At 71.9% G+C, this 15,020-nt stretch carries 17 protein-coding genes and 1 riboswitch; of the genes, 16 read left to right on the top strand and 1 reads right to left on the bottom strand.

Annotation, left to right across the window (positions count from 1 at the left end; translation table 11 throughout):
* Positions 1–30 precede the first annotated feature (30 nt).
* From Dvina_RS42025 to ribH, 5 genes are all read left to right on the top strand, one after another.
* On the top strand, positions 31–915 hold the full coding sequence (locus Dvina_RS42025; RefSeq protein ID WP_223095895.1) for a DUF4142 domain-containing protein: 885 nt from the start codon (positions 31–33) through the stop codon (positions 913–915).
* A gap of 216 nt (positions 916–1,131) precedes the next feature.
* Positions 1,132–1,279, top strand: a riboswitch (FMN riboswitch).
* A 121-nt stretch (positions 1,280–1,400) separates the two neighbouring features.
* Entirely contained in the window at positions 1,401–2,435 is a 1,035-nt protein-coding gene (gene ribD, locus Dvina_RS42020) for a bifunctional diaminohydroxyphosphoribosylaminopyrimidine deaminase/5-amino-6-(5-phosphoribosylamino)uracil reductase RibD (protein WP_223095893.1), read from the top strand.
* Between the two features lie 3 nt (positions 2,436–2,438).
* Positions 2,439–3,038, top strand: a complete 600-nt coding sequence (locus tag Dvina_RS42015) for a riboflavin synthase (protein ID WP_223095891.1) — start codon at positions 2,439–2,441, stop codon at positions 3,036–3,038.
* A complete protein-coding gene (locus Dvina_RS42010; protein WP_223095889.1) occupies positions 3,035–4,375 on the top strand; it encodes a bifunctional 3,4-dihydroxy-2-butanone-4-phosphate synthase/GTP cyclohydrolase II in 1,341 nt (446 codons plus the stop codon). Before Dvina_RS42015 ends, Dvina_RS42010 begins: the two co-directional genes overlap by 4 nt.
* On the top strand, positions 4,375–4,851 hold the full coding sequence (gene ribH, locus Dvina_RS42005; RefSeq protein ID WP_223095888.1) for a 6,7-dimethyl-8-ribityllumazine synthase: 477 nt from the start codon (positions 4,375–4,377) through the stop codon (positions 4,849–4,851). Before Dvina_RS42010 ends, ribH begins: the two co-directional genes overlap by 1 nt.
* Position 4,852: 1 nt before the next feature.
* On the opposite strand, the gene Dvina_RS42000 is transcribed toward ribH, so the two are convergent.
* Positions 4,853–5,332, bottom strand: a complete 480-nt coding sequence (locus tag Dvina_RS42000) for a hypothetical protein (RefSeq protein ID WP_246655670.1) — start codon at positions 5,330–5,332, stop codon at positions 4,853–4,855.
* A gap of 107 nt (positions 5,333–5,439) precedes the next feature.
* Here Dvina_RS42000 and Dvina_RS41995 point away from each other — a divergent pair, with 107 nt between their 5' ends.
* The 11 genes from Dvina_RS41995 to pheT all read left to right on the top strand — a co-directional run bounded on the left by Dvina_RS41995 (position 5,440) and on the right by pheT (position 14,967).
* On the top strand, positions 5,440–6,000 hold the full coding sequence (locus Dvina_RS41995) for a SigE family RNA polymerase sigma factor (protein ID WP_223095885.1): 561 nt from the start codon (positions 5,440–5,442) through the stop codon (positions 5,998–6,000).
* A gap of 61 nt (positions 6,001–6,061) precedes the next feature.
* Entirely contained in the window at positions 6,062–7,048 is a 987-nt protein-coding gene (locus Dvina_RS41990) for a Gmad2 immunoglobulin-like domain-containing protein (RefSeq protein WP_223095883.1), read from the top strand.
* Positions 7,049–7,113: 65 nt separating this feature from the next.
* Positions 7,114–7,377, top strand: a complete 264-nt coding sequence (locus tag Dvina_RS41985; protein ID WP_223095882.1) for a phosphoribosyl-ATP diphosphatase — start codon at positions 7,114–7,116, stop codon at positions 7,375–7,377.
* Positions 7,378–7,422: 45 nt separating this feature from the next.
* Positions 7,423–8,274, top strand: coding sequence for an ATP phosphoribosyltransferase (gene hisG, locus Dvina_RS41980; protein ID WP_223095881.1), 852 nt, complete (start codon positions 7,423–7,425; stop codon positions 8,272–8,274).
* Positions 8,275–8,299: 25 nt separating this feature from the next.
* On the top strand, positions 8,300–8,776 hold the full coding sequence (locus Dvina_RS41975) for a PH domain-containing protein (RefSeq protein WP_223106013.1): 477 nt from the start codon (positions 8,300–8,302) through the stop codon (positions 8,774–8,776).
* A 245-nt stretch (positions 8,777–9,021) separates the two neighbouring features.
* Positions 9,022–9,621 carry a translation initiation factor IF-3 gene (infC, locus tag Dvina_RS41970; RefSeq protein WP_306425233.1) on the top strand — a complete coding sequence of 200 codons (600 nt, stop codon included), beginning with the start codon at positions 9,022–9,024 and terminating at the stop codon, positions 9,619–9,621.
* 221 nt (positions 9,622–9,842) lie between these two features.
* Positions 9,843–10,037: a 50S ribosomal protein L35 gene (gene rpmI / locus Dvina_RS41965; RefSeq protein WP_223095879.1), complete on the top strand. Its 195-nt coding sequence runs from the start codon at positions 9,843–9,845 to the stop codon at positions 10,035–10,037.
* Positions 10,038–10,130: 93 nt separating this feature from the next.
* Positions 10,131–10,493, top strand: coding sequence for a 50S ribosomal protein L20 (gene rplT / locus Dvina_RS41960; protein WP_223095878.1), 363 nt, complete (start codon positions 10,131–10,133; stop codon positions 10,491–10,493).
* The gene (locus tag Dvina_RS41955; RefSeq protein WP_380028850.1) at positions 10,480–11,277 is read left to right on the top strand and encodes a TrmH family RNA methyltransferase; all 798 of its coding nucleotides are present in this window, start codon (positions 10,480–10,482) and stop codon (positions 11,275–11,277) included. Before rplT ends, Dvina_RS41955 begins: the two co-directional genes overlap by 14 nt.
* Positions 11,278–11,405: 128 nt before the next feature.
* Positions 11,406–12,491 carry a phenylalanine--tRNA ligase subunit alpha gene (gene pheS, locus Dvina_RS41950; protein WP_223095876.1) on the top strand — a complete coding sequence of 362 codons (1,086 nt, stop codon included), beginning with the start codon at positions 11,406–11,408 and terminating at the stop codon, positions 12,489–12,491.
* A gap of 1 nt (position 12,492) precedes the next feature.
* On the top strand, positions 12,493–14,967 hold the full coding sequence (gene pheT / locus Dvina_RS41945) for a phenylalanine--tRNA ligase subunit beta (RefSeq protein ID WP_223095874.1): 2,475 nt from the start codon (positions 12,493–12,495) through the stop codon (positions 14,965–14,967).
* The last annotated feature ends 53 nt before the right edge of the window (positions 14,968–15,020 follow it).

Genomic DNA, 15,020 nt, shown 5'->3' with positions numbered 1-15,020 from the left:
TACGCTCTGTCTCCACGATTGGAGGGCGCCATGCGCGTCCTGTTCAGTATCAAAGTCGCCGCCGCTGCGGCGGCCGTGCTCGCCGCCGCTGTGGCACCCGCGCCGGCCCAGGCCGCCGCGAAGGATCTGTCGTCGATGGACAAGATGTTCGTCGACGCCGCCGGGCACGGCAGCGCCTATGAGGTAGCGGGCGGGAAGGTCGCGGCCGACCAGGCCACGAACTCCGCCCTACGGTCGTTCGGCCGGCAAATGGTCACCGACCATACGAAAGCCGGCGACCGGCTGGCCACCCTGGCCGAGGACCTCGGCCTGACCGCCCCGGACAAGCCCGACAGCGTCCAGCGCGCCATCATCGGCATCTGGTCGGGGCTGTCCGGCTCGGCGTTCGACTGCTCGTACGCGCCCACCATGTACGCCGACCATGGCGCCGACGTCGGCCTGTTCGAGCGCGAGGCGGCCGACGGCCAGAACTCGAAGCTGCGCTCGTTCGCCCGGGACACGCTGCCGACGCTGCGCAAACACCTGGCGATGGCCGCGACGAACGTGAAGAACCTGTCCTGCGGCACCGGCAACAGCAACGACTTCCCGACCCCCGATCCCGGCCCGACCTGGACCCACGGGCCCAACCCGTGGCCGACCTGGACCGGCCGTCCGGACCCGTGGCCGACGGACCGCCCGACGCATCGCCCGACGACCCACCCGACGGCCTGGCCGACCACCCGCCCGCGCCACACGCCGACGGCCACCCCGACGGCCACGCCGACCCGCACCCACACGGTCCGCCCGACGCCGACCGGCACCCGGCCCACGGGGCGCCCGACGCTCACCCTGTGGCCGACGATCCTGCCGACCTCCTGGCCGACCCGCTTCCCGCTGCCGACGGGCCCGCTGACCCTGCCGACCACCGTGCCGTAGGCGGTCCGTTGCCCGCGCATGGGCGGCTCCGGCTGACGCCGGGCCGCCCATGCGGTCATCCGGCGGCCGGTGCCGCACGGTAGGCGTCGGGCAGGGTGAGCCCTGGGCGGCCGTCGCGGGCTTGGGGCGGTCTGAAGCGGGGCTGTGACACATCTCCCGAAACGCAGGACGGTAAGGACCGCGGAATCTGTGCAAGACTCGGGTTACGTACCCACCACGCGCTGGCGGGGCTCGGTGAAATTCCGAACCGGCGGTAACCGTTCCGAGAGGGACGGAAGCCCGCGACCCGGTCGAAGCCATCGGCCGGTGGACCTGGTGTGAGTCCAGGGCCGACGGTCAAAGTCCGGATGGGAGTTCAGCGCGCGGGATCCGGAGTCTGTCCTTTTTGGGCGGGTTTCGGTGGGTCGCTGTATGCTCCCTGGCCGCAGTGCCGGGATCCGTCGGCGTCCCCCCGCGTGTGATCACTGACCACGCGGGAGAGGGCCATGGCTGACGACGAGACGTTCATGCGACGCGCCATCGAGCTCGCGCGCCTGAGCCTCGGCGAGACCAGCCCCAACCCCAACGTCGGCTGCGTGATCGTGGCGGCCGACGGCACCGTCGCCGGTGAGGGGCGCACGGCGCCCGTCGGAGGGCCGCACGCCGAGGTCAGGGCGCTGCAGATGGCGGGGGAGCGGGCTCGGGGCGCCACCGCGTACGTGACGCTCGAACCGTGTGACCACACCGGCCGGACCGGACCGTGCTCCAAGGCCCTCGTCGCGGCGGGCGTCGCCCGGGTCGTCGTGGCCGTCGCCGACCCCAACCCGCTGGCCGCGGGCGGAGCCGAGACGCTGCGCGCCGCCGGTGTCGCCGTGGAGTTCGGGGTGACACTGCAGGAGGCCGCCCGGGAAGCCATGGAGGGCTGGCTCACCGCCGTGTCCCGCGGCACTCCTTACGTGATCTGGAAGTTCGCGGCCACGCTCGACGGGCGGTCGGCCGCCGCTGACGGGACCAGTAAGTGGATCACGTCGCCGGCGGCCCGGGCGGACGTGCACCGCCTGCGCGGGCAGGTCGATGCGATCATCGCCGGCGCCGGCACCGTCCGGGCCGACGATCCGCAGCTCACGGTGCGTTCCCCACTCGGCGAGCTCGCCGCCCGGCAGCCGCTTCGCGTGGTCGTCGCGGGCGCCCGGGATACCGCCGCCGGATCGAAGGTCTTTGACGCTTCGGCCCCGACCTGGCTCGTCGAGCCGGGAGCGGGCCGGACGGTGGACCTGGCGGCCATGCTCCGCGAGCTCTATGCGCGCGGCGTGCGGGTTGCGCTGCTCGAAGGCGGGCCGACGCTCGCGGGAGCGTTCCTGGCCGGGGGGCTCGTCGACCGGGTGGTCGCCTACCTCGCGCCCAAGCTGCTCGGGGCCGGGCCGGCCGCCCTGGGCCCCGCCGGAATATCCAGCATCGCCGAGGCATTGACGCTCGACGTTGTCGACCTCGCCATGATCGGGCCCGATGTGCGCCTGACGGCAACAGTGAAAGGTGCGTGAGCAGTGTTCACCGGCATCATCGAAGAGCTCGGGACGGTCGTCGGGATCGATACGCTGGGGGACTCCGCCCGGCTGTCGATCCGCGGTGCGACAGTGACGGGCGACGCCGCCCACGGGGACTCGATCTCCGTCAACGGGGTCTGCCTCACCGTCGTCGACAACGCCGATGGAGTGTTCACCGCCGACGTCATGGGCGAGACGCTCACCCGCTCGACGCTCGGGGCGCTGCGGGCGGGCTCCGCGGTCAACCTGGAGCGGGCCGCGACGGTCGCCACCCGGCTCGGCGGGCACATCGTGCAGGGGCACGTCGACGGGGTCGGCGAGATCATCGGGCGCGAGGCCGGCGACCAGTGGGAGACGGTGACGTTCGCGCTGCCGGAGGGGCTGGGGCGCTACGTCGTGGAGAAGGGCTCCATCACCGTCGACGGCATCTCGCTGACCGTCATGGCCGTCACCGGCGACACGTTCTCGGTCGGCCTGATCCCGACCACGCTCAAGCTCACCACGCTCGGCGCCAAGGGCGTCGGCGAGCGCGTCAACCTGGAGGTCGACATCATGGCGAAGTACGTGGAGAAGCTGCTCGGGAAAGCGTCGCAGTCATGAGCGCCTCGAAGCGGAGCGGAGATGGCGCTCATCGGGAGGCGCCGGGCGCACCCCGCCTCACGGTGGCGCCGGAGCGAAGCGGCGGCGGTGCCGCGAACGGGCCGATCACCGATCTCGACCCGATCGAGCGGGCCGTCAAGGACATCGCGGCTGGGCGGCCGGTCATCGTTGTCGACGACGAGGACCGCGAGAACGAGGGCGATCTGATCTTCGCGGCCGAGTTCGCCACGCCGGAGCTCGTCGCGTTCATGGTGCGCTACACCTCCGGCTACATCTGCGTGCCGATCACCGAGGCCGAGGCCGACCGGCTCGACCTCCCGCCGATGTACCGCACCAACCAGGACCGGCGCGGGACCGCCTACACCGTGACCGTCGACGCGCGCTTCGGCGGCACCACCGGCATCTCGGCCGCCGACCGGGCCCGCACCATCCGGCTGCTCGCCTCGGCCGAGACCGGCCCCGAGGACCTGTCCCGGCCCGGGCACATCGTGCCGCTGCGGGCCAAGGACGGCGGGGTCCTGCGCCGGGCCGGGCACACCGAGGCCGCCATCGACCTGGCCGTCATGGCCGGCCTGCGCCCCGCCGGCGTGCTCTGCGAGATGGTCAACGACGACGGCACCATGATGCGCCTGCCCGACCTGCGCAAGTTTGCCGAGGAGCACGACCTGGCGCTGATCAGCATCGCCGACCTCATCGCCCACCGGCGCCACACCGAGGAGCAGATCGACCGGGTCGCGCAGACGCGGCTGCCCACCGAGCACGGGGTGTTCCAGGCGGTCGGGTACACGCAGAAGTACGGCACCGGCGAGCACATCGCCCTGGTCTACGGCGACCTCGGCGACGGCGAGGACGTCCTCGTGCGCGTGCACTCCGAGTGCCTGACCGGCGACGTGTTCAGCTCGGTGCGCTGCGACTGCGGCCCGCAGCTGGAGGCGTCCATGAAGATGGTCGCCGCCGAGGGTCGCGGGGTCGTGCTCTACATGCGCGGCCACGAGGGCCGGGGCATCGGGCTGATGCACAAGTTGCAGGCGTACCAACTGCAGGACCTCGGCCGCGACACCCTCGACGCCAATCTCGACCTCGGGCTGCCCGCGGACGCCCGGGAGTACGGGACCGGCGCTCAGATCCTGGTCGACCTCGGTATCAAAACCATGCGGCTGCTGACGAACAATCCGGCCAAACATGCCGGTCTGGAAGGGTACGGTCTGTCCGTACTGGGTCGCGTGCCCCTGCCGACCCGGCCGCACCCCGAGAACGTGCGCTACCTGCGCACCAAGCGGGACCGGATGGGGCACCTGCTGGACGAGCTCGACGAGGTTGCGGAGGGACTGGCGTAATGGCAGGTATCGGGGCGCCCGTACTGCAACGGGTGGACGGCACGGGTTTGACGCTCGGCATCGTGGCCACGCGGTGGCACGCCGAGCTGGTTGACCACATGCTCAACCGGGCGATCGAGGCCGGCGAGGCGTCGAACGTCGACCACATCACGGTGGCCCGGGTGGACGGGGCGGTCGAGCTGCCGGTCCTGGCGCAGGCTCTGGCCCACCGATTCGACGCGGTCGTGGCCCTGGGCGTCGTCATCCGCGGCGACACGGCCCACTTCGACTACGTCTGCCAGTCGGTGACCGACGGCCTCACCCGGGTGGCGCTCGACGAGAACACGCCTGTCGCCCACGGGGTGCTCACGGTCGAGTCGTTCGACCAGGCCCGGGCCCGGGCCGGGTTCCCGGACTCGGCGGAGGACAAGGGCTACGGGGCGACCCTGGCCGCCCTCGACGCCGCTGTGGCCCTCCGCCTCGTCGCGAAGTCCTGATCTACACCTCGAGCGCGGCGGCCAGCTGGTCGCGGAACGAGCGCTCCGCGGGGGTGACCTGCTCGCCGCCGATGCCGAGGACACCGCCGCTGCTGGCCGCGCCCACGACCGTGTCGGCCAGGGTGACGACCCAGTAGCGGTACGCCTCGGCGTCGGCCGGTTCCGCCTTGGCCGCCAGGAGCTCGTGGGCGGCGCCGGCGCGGGAGATGACGTCGGCCAGGCCGGCGTCGCGGTCCGGGAACTCGATGATCGGCGGCTCCTCGCCCTCGGTGATGTCACCCTGACGGGCCACCACCTCGGACGCCACCGACATCACGAGCTCGCTCGACGAGCCGCGGCCGTCGGCGATGGCGGTCATGCCCGCCGCCCACTCCTCACGGGTGCGCCGGGCGCTGTCGTGCTCGGCCTGAGAGGCTGCGATCAGGACGGACTGGGGGAGGCCGACGAGCAGGCCCCACTCTTCGTCGGTGAAAGTCGTCACGCCCGACAGGGTAACCACGTGATCGGCCCGGTAAACCGATGGGCGGACCCGCGCGTCGTCTGGGCGTGACAGCCGAAACCGCGGCCGCGGCATGGCACCGTGGGCCCGTGCAGGCAGCGACCCCCGGCGATTCGGCGCGCGGCGCGGAGGTGGACGACCTCCACCACCTGAGCGCCGACGACGCCATCGGGGCGCTGTTCGCCGCCCACTACCGGGGGCTGGTCCGGCTCGCGGTGCTGCTGCTGCACGACGAGGCGGTGGCCGAGGACGTGGTCCAGGACGCGTACGTGGCGCTGCACCGCAGGTGGGGGCGCCTGCGCGACGCGGACAAAGCGCTCGCGTATCTGCGGACCAGCGTGCTCAACGGGGCCCGGTCGGCGCTGCGCAAGCGCGGGGTCGTCGAGCGCCACGTGGCCAAGGGGCCGGACGGGCCGCAGGTGGTGGTCAGCGCCGAGACGGGGGCGCTGAGCCTGCTGCGGCACCGGGAAGTGCTCGCGGCGGTACGGCGCCTGCCCACCCGCCAGCGCGAGGCCATCGTGCTGCGGTACTACGCCGAGCTCACCGAGGCCGAGATGGCCGACGCGATGGGCTGCAGCCGCGGCGCCGTCAAGAGCCACGTGTCCCGCGGGATGCAGGCGCTGCGCAAGACACTGGAAGAGGCGCTGTGATCGTGAGCCAGCACAGGGAGACGGGCCTCGCGCCGGCGCCGGAGCGCGCGGAGGTGACGTCGTGAGGCCCGGTCGGACTCCTGAGGATCGCTTGCGGGAGGCGCTGCGGGCCCGGGCCGACGAGGTCGAGCCGTCGCCCGACGCCCTGCCGCGCATCCGGGCCCGCGCCGCCCGCGCGTGGACCGGCCGCCTGTGGACGATCGTGGGCACCGTCGCCGCCGTCGCCACCGCGATCGCCGCCGGCGTGGTGGCCGTGCAGGTCAACCGCGCGCCGCGGGACAATCTGCCGGCCGCCGGCGGGGCCGGGCATTCGCCACGGCCCAGCCTGAACGCGACGACGGCGACGATCAGCCTGCCGGCCTACTTCACGAACCACGGCCGCCTGTACCGCGAGTTCCTCCCCGCCACCGCGATGACCGACGAGGGTCGCATCGAGGCCGCCGTCGAGCTGTCGCTGCTGGGCCGGGCCAAGGACCCCGACTACCGCAGCCTGTGGCCGGGCACCGTCAAGGTCAACCGGGTCACGATCAGCCAGGCCCAGGTCACCGTGGACCTCGGCGGCGTCGGCGCGAAACCCGACGATCCGAAGCTGGCCGTGCAGCAGCTGCTCTACACCGTGGCCGCGGCGGCGACGTACACCTCGATCAAGCACGCCGACGGCATCCGCCTCCTGGTCGACGGCCGGGCGCAGCCCCGCCTCTGGGGCGCCGTCGACACCGGCGGCGTCATGCGGCCCGGCCTGCTGGCCGAGCTGCAGGGGCCGGTGTGGGTCATCGAGCCCGACGAGGGCGCCGTGGTGGGCAAGACGTTCACGGTGTACCTCGCCGGGGTCGTCGTCGAGGGCACCCTCGACCTGCGGGTCCGCAACGCCGCCGGGGAGCTTGTCGACGAGCGCACGGTGCAGCTCAGCGCGGGTGCGCCGGCCCTGGGCGAGGCGCGCCTCCAGCTGACGTTGCCGGCCGGGCGGTACACCGTCGAGGGGTTTGTGGTTTCCGAGAAGGACGGGTCCGAGGAGTGGATCGACGACCATGATTTCACCGTGGGGTGAGGCGCGACACGCCTGTCAGTAACCGGATTCCGTTTCCGGGCGCGGGCCTGCGAGAATCCGTCCCCGTGAAGACCTTCGACGAGCTGTTCGCCGAGCTGAGCGCCAAGGCCGCGGCCGGCACCCCGGAATCCGGCACCGTCGCCGCGCTGGAGAAGGGTGTGCATTTCATCGGCAAGAAGGTCGTCGAGGAGGCCGCCGAGAGCTGGATGGCGGCCGAGCACGAGGGGCCGCAGCGCACCGCGGAAGAGCTTTCGCAGCTGCTGTACCAGGTGCAGTGCCTGATGCTGGCGACCGGGCTGTCGCTGGACGACGTCTACCGACATCTGTAGACGCCGCCCGCGAGCACCGTCCGCCACCCGTCAGGAGACCCCGCAATGCTGAGAATCGCCGTGCCCAACAAGGGCGTCCTCGCCCTGCCCGCCAGCCAGATGCTCCAGGAGGCCGGCTACCGCCAGCGCTCCGACCCCAAGGATCTGCTCTGCCTCGACGAGGCCAACGGCGTCGAGTTCTTCTACCTGCGCCCGCGCGACATCGCCACGTACGTCGGCTCCGGCGACCTGGACCTCGGCATCACCGGCCGTGACCTGCTCGTCGACGCCGGTAGCCCGGCCGTCGAGGTGCTCGACCTCAACTTCGGCCGGGCCACGATCCGCTTCGCCGCCGTCCCGGGCTCGCTGAAGGGCACCAGCCCGGCCGACCTGGAGGGGCTTCGGGTCGCCACCGCCTTCCCGGGCGTCATGGAGCGCTACTTCGCCGAGCACAGCGTGCAGGCGTCGATCATCCGGCTGGACGGCGCCGTGGAGAACGCCATCCGCCTCGGCGTCGCCGACGTCGTCGCGGACGTGGTCGAGACCGGCAAGACGCTGCGCCAGGCCGGGCTCGACGTGCTCGGCGAGCCGATCATGAAGTCGTCGGCGCTGCTCATCCGGCGGGCCGGTGACGAGCTTCCGGCGGGTGTACCGCAGCTGCTCCGCCGCCTCCAGGGCGTCCTGGTGGCCCGGCAGTACGTCATGCTCGCCTACGACGTCCAGCAGGACGGCCTCGACGCCGCTGTCGCGCTGACCCCGGGCATCGAGTCGCCGACGATCTCCAAGCTGCACCGCGAGGGCTGGTTCGCCGTGCAGGCGATGGTCCCGCAGGCCGAGGTCCACCGGATCATGGACGAGCTCTACGCGATCGGCGCCCGGGCCATCCTGGTGACCGGAATCCACGCCTGCCGGTTGTAGTGGCAGACTGGGGGCCGTGAGCAGCGTGCAATCGGCCCCCGTCGTCGCCCGTCCGCAGCGGGCCCGGATCATCGCCTATGTCCTCGCCGTGGTGGTCGTGGTGGTCTTCACGCTCATCGCGTTCGGGCTGCACGGCAAGACCGGCGACGGCCCCGGCTACTTCCAGCGCGGCGACCAGGCGGCGATGATCGGCCTCGGCCTGTGCGCCGCCGCCGGCATCCTGCTGATGACCCGGCCCCGGGTGGAGGCCGACGCGCAGGGTGTGCGGGTGCGCAACATCATCGGCTCCTACGACCTGCCGTGGGACGTGGTCCGCGCGGTGACGTTCGGCCGCGGCGCCCCTTGGCTCACCCTCGACCTGCAGGACGACGAGCGGGTCGCGGTCATGGCGGTGCAGATGTCCGACAAGGACTACGCGGTCAAGGCGGCCCGGGCGCTGCGCGCTCTCCACACGGCCAGCCGGACGCCGGCCGCGGTTGACCCCAAGGCCGTGGTAGAGTAGACGACGTCGACCGCATCCCGACCGACATCGGGGTGTTCGAAGCGGAGCGTCAAGCTCCCACCCGCGCAGCTGACACGGCGGCCGGGTCCGGTCCGGCGAGTTGCTCCGGCAACTCGTCGAGCGGCCCTCGCCTGCGTATGCGCGGCGGGGGTTTTTGGCGTCTCCAGCGCGGACCTCAAGCGGGTGTGGTCGGCCGCATGAGTTGAAGTACCTATCGAGGAGGCCCCATCACCGTCGAGCCACGCATCAACGAGCAGATCCGGGCACGTGAGGTCCGGCTGGTCGGCCCGGAGGGCGAGCAGGTGGGCATCGTCCCGCTCGAGCGCGCACTCCAGCTGGCCGCCGACGTGGACCTGGACCTGGTTGAAGTTGCGCCCATGGCCCGCCCGCCCGTCTGCAAGCTCATGGACTTCGGCAAGTTCAAGTACGAGAGCGCGCTCAAGGCCCGGGAAGCCCGGCGTAACCAGCAGCAGACCGTCATCAAGGAGATGAAGCTCCGCCCGAAGATCGATCCGCACGACTACGAGACCAAAAAGGGTCACGTGGTGCGGTTCCTCAAGGCGGGCGACAAGGTCAAGGTAACGATCATGTTCCGTGGCCGCGAGCAGAGCCGCCCGGAGCTTGGTTTCCGGCTGCTGCGCAAGCTCTCGGAGGAGATCTCGGAGCTGGGCTTCGTCGAGTCCTCGCCCAAGCAGGACGGCCGCAACATGATCATGGTCCTGGCACCGCACCGGAACGTGAAGGCCGCGGCCACCGAGCGCCGCGAGAAGTCGGAAGACGGCACGGGCGGGGAGGGCGAACCAGTCGCCGAGCTGCCGGAGCCGGTCACCGCCGACCAGGCCTGATCCATCCGGCCCGCACACCGGGGCCGCGCACCACTCGGGCCCCGGTCCGATTCGACAGCTGCGAAGCATCATCGAGTCGGACTGGGTGAATTGACGCCCGGGCCGTTCACAAACGGCCCGGGGCGTAGCACCACCGTGTCCACCACCGCGTCGTGCGGGCGGCTCCTGCACTGCGCGGGTGCCCGGCTGCGCGGCGCTGCGATTGAAGGGCAACATCAGCCATGCCGAAGTTCAAACCGCACTCCGGGATGAAGAAGCGCGTGAAGGTCACCGGTCGCGGCAAGTACCTCGCCGAGCCCGCCGGTAAGCGCCACCTCCTCGAGGTCAAGTCGAGCAAGCGCACCCGCCGCCTCACCGGCAGCGTGGAGCTCGCTCCGTCGGAGACCCGCCGCATCAACAAGATGCTCGGCCGATAACCCTCGGCGTCGTCCCCCCAATCTTTCTTGACTTTCGACCGGCCCGCGATGGGGCAGCGCCCCGAGGCCGGTCTCGCCTGAGGAGTTAGAACCGTGGCACGCGTGAAGCGGGCAGTAAATGCCCAGAAGAAGCGCCGCACCGTCCTGGAGACCGCCAGCGGCTACCGTGGGCAGCGCTCGCGCCTGTACCGCAAGGCCAAGGAGCAGGTGCTGCACTCGATGCAGTACGCCTACCGCGACCGTCGCGACCGCAAGGGTGACTTCCGCCAGCTGTGGATCACCCGCATCAACGCCGCGGCCCGCGCGAACGGCATGACGTACAACCGCCTGATCCAGGGCCTGCGCCTGGCCGGCGTCGAGGTGGACCGCAAGATCCTGGCCGAGCTCGCCGTCAGCGACGAGAAGGCCTTCACCGGCCTGGTCCAGGTGGCGAAGACGGCCGTTGCCGCCGCCTGATCCGCAGTCGAGCTCGCGACCCGGGGTGTTCACCGTTCGAACGCCCCGGGTCGTCGCTGCTCGGCGCCTGCATCGCCGCCGTGACCGGGACGAGACCGGCCGCTTCCTGGCCGAGGGCCCCCAGGCCGTCCGCGAGGCTTTCCGAGCCGGAGTCGTGACGGAGCTCTTCGCCACCGCCGACGCGGCCGCCCGCCATCCCGAGTGGTCCGCCTCGCTGGTTGACGACGCCGCGATGGAAGCGCTCGCGGACACCGTGCAGCCACAGGGTCTTGTAGCCGTCTGCCGGCAGCGCGATGTCCCGCTCGAACAGGCGCTCGCGCGCAAGCCCCGGCTCGTCGCCGTCTGCGTCGACATCCGCGACCCCGGCAACGCCGGCACCGTTCTGCGCACCGCGGACGCCGCCGGCGCGAAGACCGTCATCTTCGCGGGGGACACCGTCGACCCCTACAATGGCAAGGCCGTGCGCTCGAGTGCCGGCAGCCTGTTCCACGTCGACATCGTCCGGGCCCGGGACACTGCGGCAGCGATTGCCACGTTGCAAGCCGCCGGCCTGCAGGTCTTGGCGGCGGATGGTTACGGCAAATCGGATTTGTTCGACTTATCCGATCTGCACCGCCCGACCGCCTGGCTGTTCGGCTCCGAGGCGCACGGCCTGCCCAGGGACCTCGCCGCCGATCTCCGCGTCCGCGTGCCTCTCTACGGGGGAGCGGAGAGCCTGAATCTGGCTGCGGCCGCGGCCGTATGCTTGTACAGTTCCGCGAAAGCGATGAGGAGTGTGGAGTGATGTCTTCCTTTATGCGGCCCGCCGGATGCGGTGGGCAGTCGGGAAGCGCCACCTCCTGACACCTTCCCACGGCCGGCGGGCGGACCTCTCTACACTGTCCGAGGCCAATCTCCCGTGGGAAGAGTCCGATGACGTACCGCAATGATCCGTACGATCCGAAACAGGCCGCGCTGCTCGACCAGGGCGCGCTCGACGACGCGGTCGCCGCGGCCGACAAGGCGTTCGCCGGAGCGGGCGACCTCGACGCACTCGCCGCGCTCAAGCACCAGCACCTCGGCGACAAGGCCCCGATATCCCTGGCCCGGCGCGAGATCGGCGGCCTGCCCCCGGCAGCCAAGGCCGACGCCGGCAAGCGGGTCAACCTGGCCCGCGTCGCCATCCAGAGCGCTTTCGACGCGCGGCTCGCCGTCCTCACCGCCGAGCGGGAGGAGCGGGTCCTGGTCGAGGAGGCCGTGGACGTCACGCTGCCGGCCGCCCGCCGCCCGACCGGCGCCCAGCACCCGCTGACCAAGATCATGGAGCGGGTCGGCGACCTGTTCGTGAGCATGGGCTACGAGGTCGCCGAGGGCCCCGAGGTCGAGTGGGAGTGGTACAACTTCGACGCACTCAACATGCACCCGGATCACCCGGCCCGGTCCATGATGGACACCTTCTTCGTGGCCGCCGGTGCGCCCAACCAGGATCAGGACTCGCGGATCGTGCTGCGCACGCACACCTCGCCGGTGCAGGCGCGCACGATGACGACCCGCAAGCCGCCGATCTACATCGTCTGCCCGGGCCGCACGTATCGCACCGACGAGCTCGACGCCACCCACACCCCGGTCTTCCACCAGGTCGAGGGCCTGGTCGTGGACAAGGGCATCACCATGGGCCACCTCAAGGGCACCCTCGACAACTTCGTCAAGGGACTCTTCGGTGACCAGGCCCGCACCCGGCTCCGCCCGTCGTACTTCCCGTTCGTCGAGCCCGGCGCCGAGATCGACCTGTGGTTCCCGCAGCACCGCGACGGCCCCCGCTGGGTCGAGTGGGGCGGCTGCGGCATGGTGAACCCGCGGGTGCTGCGTGCCTGCGGGATCGACCCGGAGGAGTACTCCGGCTTCGCGTTCGGCATGGGCATCGAGCGGGCTCTGATGTTCCGCAACGAGGCCGCCGACATGCGCGACATGGTTGAGGGCGACGTGCGCTACGCGCGGGCGTTCGGATGGGAGGCCTGAGGTGCGCGTTTCGCTTTCCTGGCTGCGCGAGCACGTCGATCTGCCGGCCGATCTCGACGCCGACGGCCTCGAAAAGGCCCTCGTCAAGGTCGGTCTGGAGGTCGAGGAGCTGCTCGACGCCGGCGCCTCCGTCACGGGCCCGCTCGTCGTCGGCCGCGTCGAGAACATCGAGGAACTGCAAGGGCTGAAGAAGCCCATCCGGTACTGCCTTGTCGACGTCGGCAACCCGGAGCCCCAGGGGATCATCTGCGGCGCGCGCAACTTCGCCCAGGGCGACCTGGTCGTCGTGGCGCTGCCCGGGGCCGAGCTGCCCGGCGGCTTCAAGATCGCCGCGCGCAAGACCTACGGCCACATCTCCAACGGCATGATCTGCTCCGGCCAGGAGCTCGGCGTGAGCGATGACCACGACGGGATCATCGTGCTCGCCGAGCAGTCCGCGAAGCCGGGCGACGAGGCCCGCCCGATCGTGGGCCTCGACGACGTCGTGGTCGACATCAACATCACGCCCGACCGCGGGTACTGCTTCTCCGTCCGCGGCATCGCCCGTGAACTGTCGCACTCCCTCGGCAGCGCCTACCGCGACCCGGTCGCGGCGGTCCTGCCGATCGACGGCGACGGCAGCGACGCCTACCCGATCGAGGTCCTCGACACCGTTGCCTGCGACAGGTTCACCGCCGTCGCGGTCCGCGGTGTCGACCCGGCCGCGGCGACCCCGCAGTGGATCAAGACTCGCCTGGCCACGGCCGGCATCCGCTCGATCTCGCTGCCGGTCGACATCACCAACTACGTGATGATCGAGATGGGCCAGCCGATGCACGCGTGGGACCTCGAGCGGCTCACGGGCCCACTCGTCGTCCGGCGCGCGCAGCAGGGCGAGAAGCTGACCACACTCGACGGCGTCAGCCGGGTCCTCGACCCCGAGGACATCGTCATCGCCGACGGCACCGGCGTCGTCTCGCTCGCCGCGGTCATGGGCGGCACCACCACCGAGGTCTCGGCGAGCACCGTCGACGTGCTCTTCGAGGCCGCGCACTGGGACCCGCGCTCGGTCGCCCGCACGATCCGCCGGCACAAGCTGCCGAGCGAGGCCGGCAAGCGCTACGAGCGTGGCGTCGACCCGCAGATCACCCCGGCCGCGTGCGCGCGGGCGGCGGCGCTGCTGGCCGAGTACGGCGGCGGCACCGTCTCCACGGGCGTCACCGACATCTACGCCGTGGTCCCGCCCGCGCCGGTGACGATGTCGGTCCAGCGCCCCTCGCAGCTGGCCGGCGTCGACTACACGCCGGAGCGGGTGCTGGAGATCCTCGCGATGATCGGCACCCAGGTGGTGGCCGACGGTGACCGGCTCACCGTGACCCCGCCGAGCTGGCGGCACGACCTGAACGACCCGGCCGACCTCGCCGAGGAGGTGCTGCGCCTGGACGGGTACGACCGAATCCCCAGTGTTCTGCCGATCGCCCCGCCGGGCCGCGGCCTGACCGCCGGTCAGCGCCGCCGCCGGACCGTCGGGCGGGCGCTCGCCGACGCCGGGTACGTCGAGACGCTGTGCTGGCCGTTCGTCGGCTCCGCGGCCCTCGACGCGCTGCGCGTGCCGGACGGCGACCCGCGGCGGGAGATGCTGCTGCTGCGCAACCCGCTCTCCGACGAGGAGCCGGGGCTGCGCACGTCGCTGCTGCCGCCGCTGCTGGCCGCCCTGCGCCGCAACCTCGGGCGCGGCCTGCGCGACCTCGCGCTGTTCGAGATCGGGCCGGTGTTCCTGCCCGACGGCCCGCTGCCGATCGCGCCGGCCCACGGTGTGGACGGCCCACCGAGCGCGGAGGAGTTCGCCGCGGTCGACCGGCTGCTGCCGCACCAACCGTGGCACGTGGCCACCGTCATCGCCGGCGAGGCCGACCCGGCCGGCTGGTGGGGCGGCGGGCGCCCGGCCGACTGGGCCGACGCGGTCGAGTCGGCCCGGATCGCCGCCGCGGCGGCCGGCGTGGAGCTGACCGTCCGGGCCGCGGCCGAGGCGCCGTGGCACCCGGGCCGGTGCGCCGCGCTCCTCGTCGGTGACGTCGTCGTCGGGCACGCGGGCGAGCTGCATCCGGCTGTATGCGCGGATCTGGACCTTCCCCGCCGTACCGTCGCGATGGAGCTGGACCTGGACGCCGTGCCGATCCCGGGCGTGTCCATCGCGCCCCGGCTGTCGAACTTCCCGGCGGCGCTCATCGACGTGGCGCTCGTCGTCGACGGCGCGACCCCGGCCGGTGCGGTCGAGGCCGCGCTCGCCGAGGGCGCCGGGACGCTGCTGGAGTCGCTGCGGCTGTTCGACGTGTACTCCGGGGCGCAGCTGGGCGAGGGCCGCAAGTCCCTGGCCTACAAGCTGACGTTCCGTGCGCCGGACCGCACGCTCACCGGCGAGGAGGCTCTCGCCGCCCGGGACGCCGCCGTCGCCGTCGCCGCCGATCGGTTCGGGGCGGTCCTGCGCGGAGCGTGACAGTACTGTTGACGGCGGTCGCACCTCAATGATGTGGCCGCCGTCACCTGTAT

Origin of the sequence: Dactylosporangium vinaceum, from assembly GCF_019904175.1 — a bacterium.
Taxonomy (GTDB): domain Bacteria; phylum Actinomycetota; class Actinomycetes; order Mycobacteriales; family Micromonosporaceae; genus Dactylosporangium; species Dactylosporangium vinaceum.
This window is presented reverse-complemented; position numbering and strand designations above follow the sequence as displayed.

Excerpts from the sequence above, each read along its gene's own strand:
- pheS (WP_223095876.1), top strand. The coding sequence starts at position 11,406 with ATGACGTACCGCAATGATCCGTACGATCCGAAACAGGCCGCGCTGCTC.
- hisG (WP_223095881.1), top strand. The coding sequence starts at position 7,423 with ATGCTGAGAATCGCCGTGCCCAACAAGGGCGTCCTCGCCCTGCCCGCC.
- Dvina_RS42010 (WP_223095889.1), top strand. The coding sequence starts at position 3,035 with ATGAGCGCCTCGAAGCGGAGCGGAGATGGCGCTCATCGGGAGGCGCCG.
- ribH (WP_223095888.1), top strand. The coding sequence starts at position 4,375 with ATGGCAGGTATCGGGGCGCCCGTACTGCAACGGGTGGACGGCACGGGT.
- Dvina_RS42025 (WP_223095895.1), top strand. The coding sequence starts at position 31 with ATGCGCGTCCTGTTCAGTATCAAAGTCGCCGCCGCTGCGGCGGCCGTG.
- ribD (WP_223095893.1), top strand. The coding sequence starts at position 1,401 with ATGGCTGACGACGAGACGTTCATGCGACGCGCCATCGAGCTCGCGCGC.
- rpmI (WP_223095879.1), top strand. The coding sequence starts at position 9,843 with ATGCCGAAGTTCAAACCGCACTCCGGGATGAAGAAGCGCGTGAAGGTC.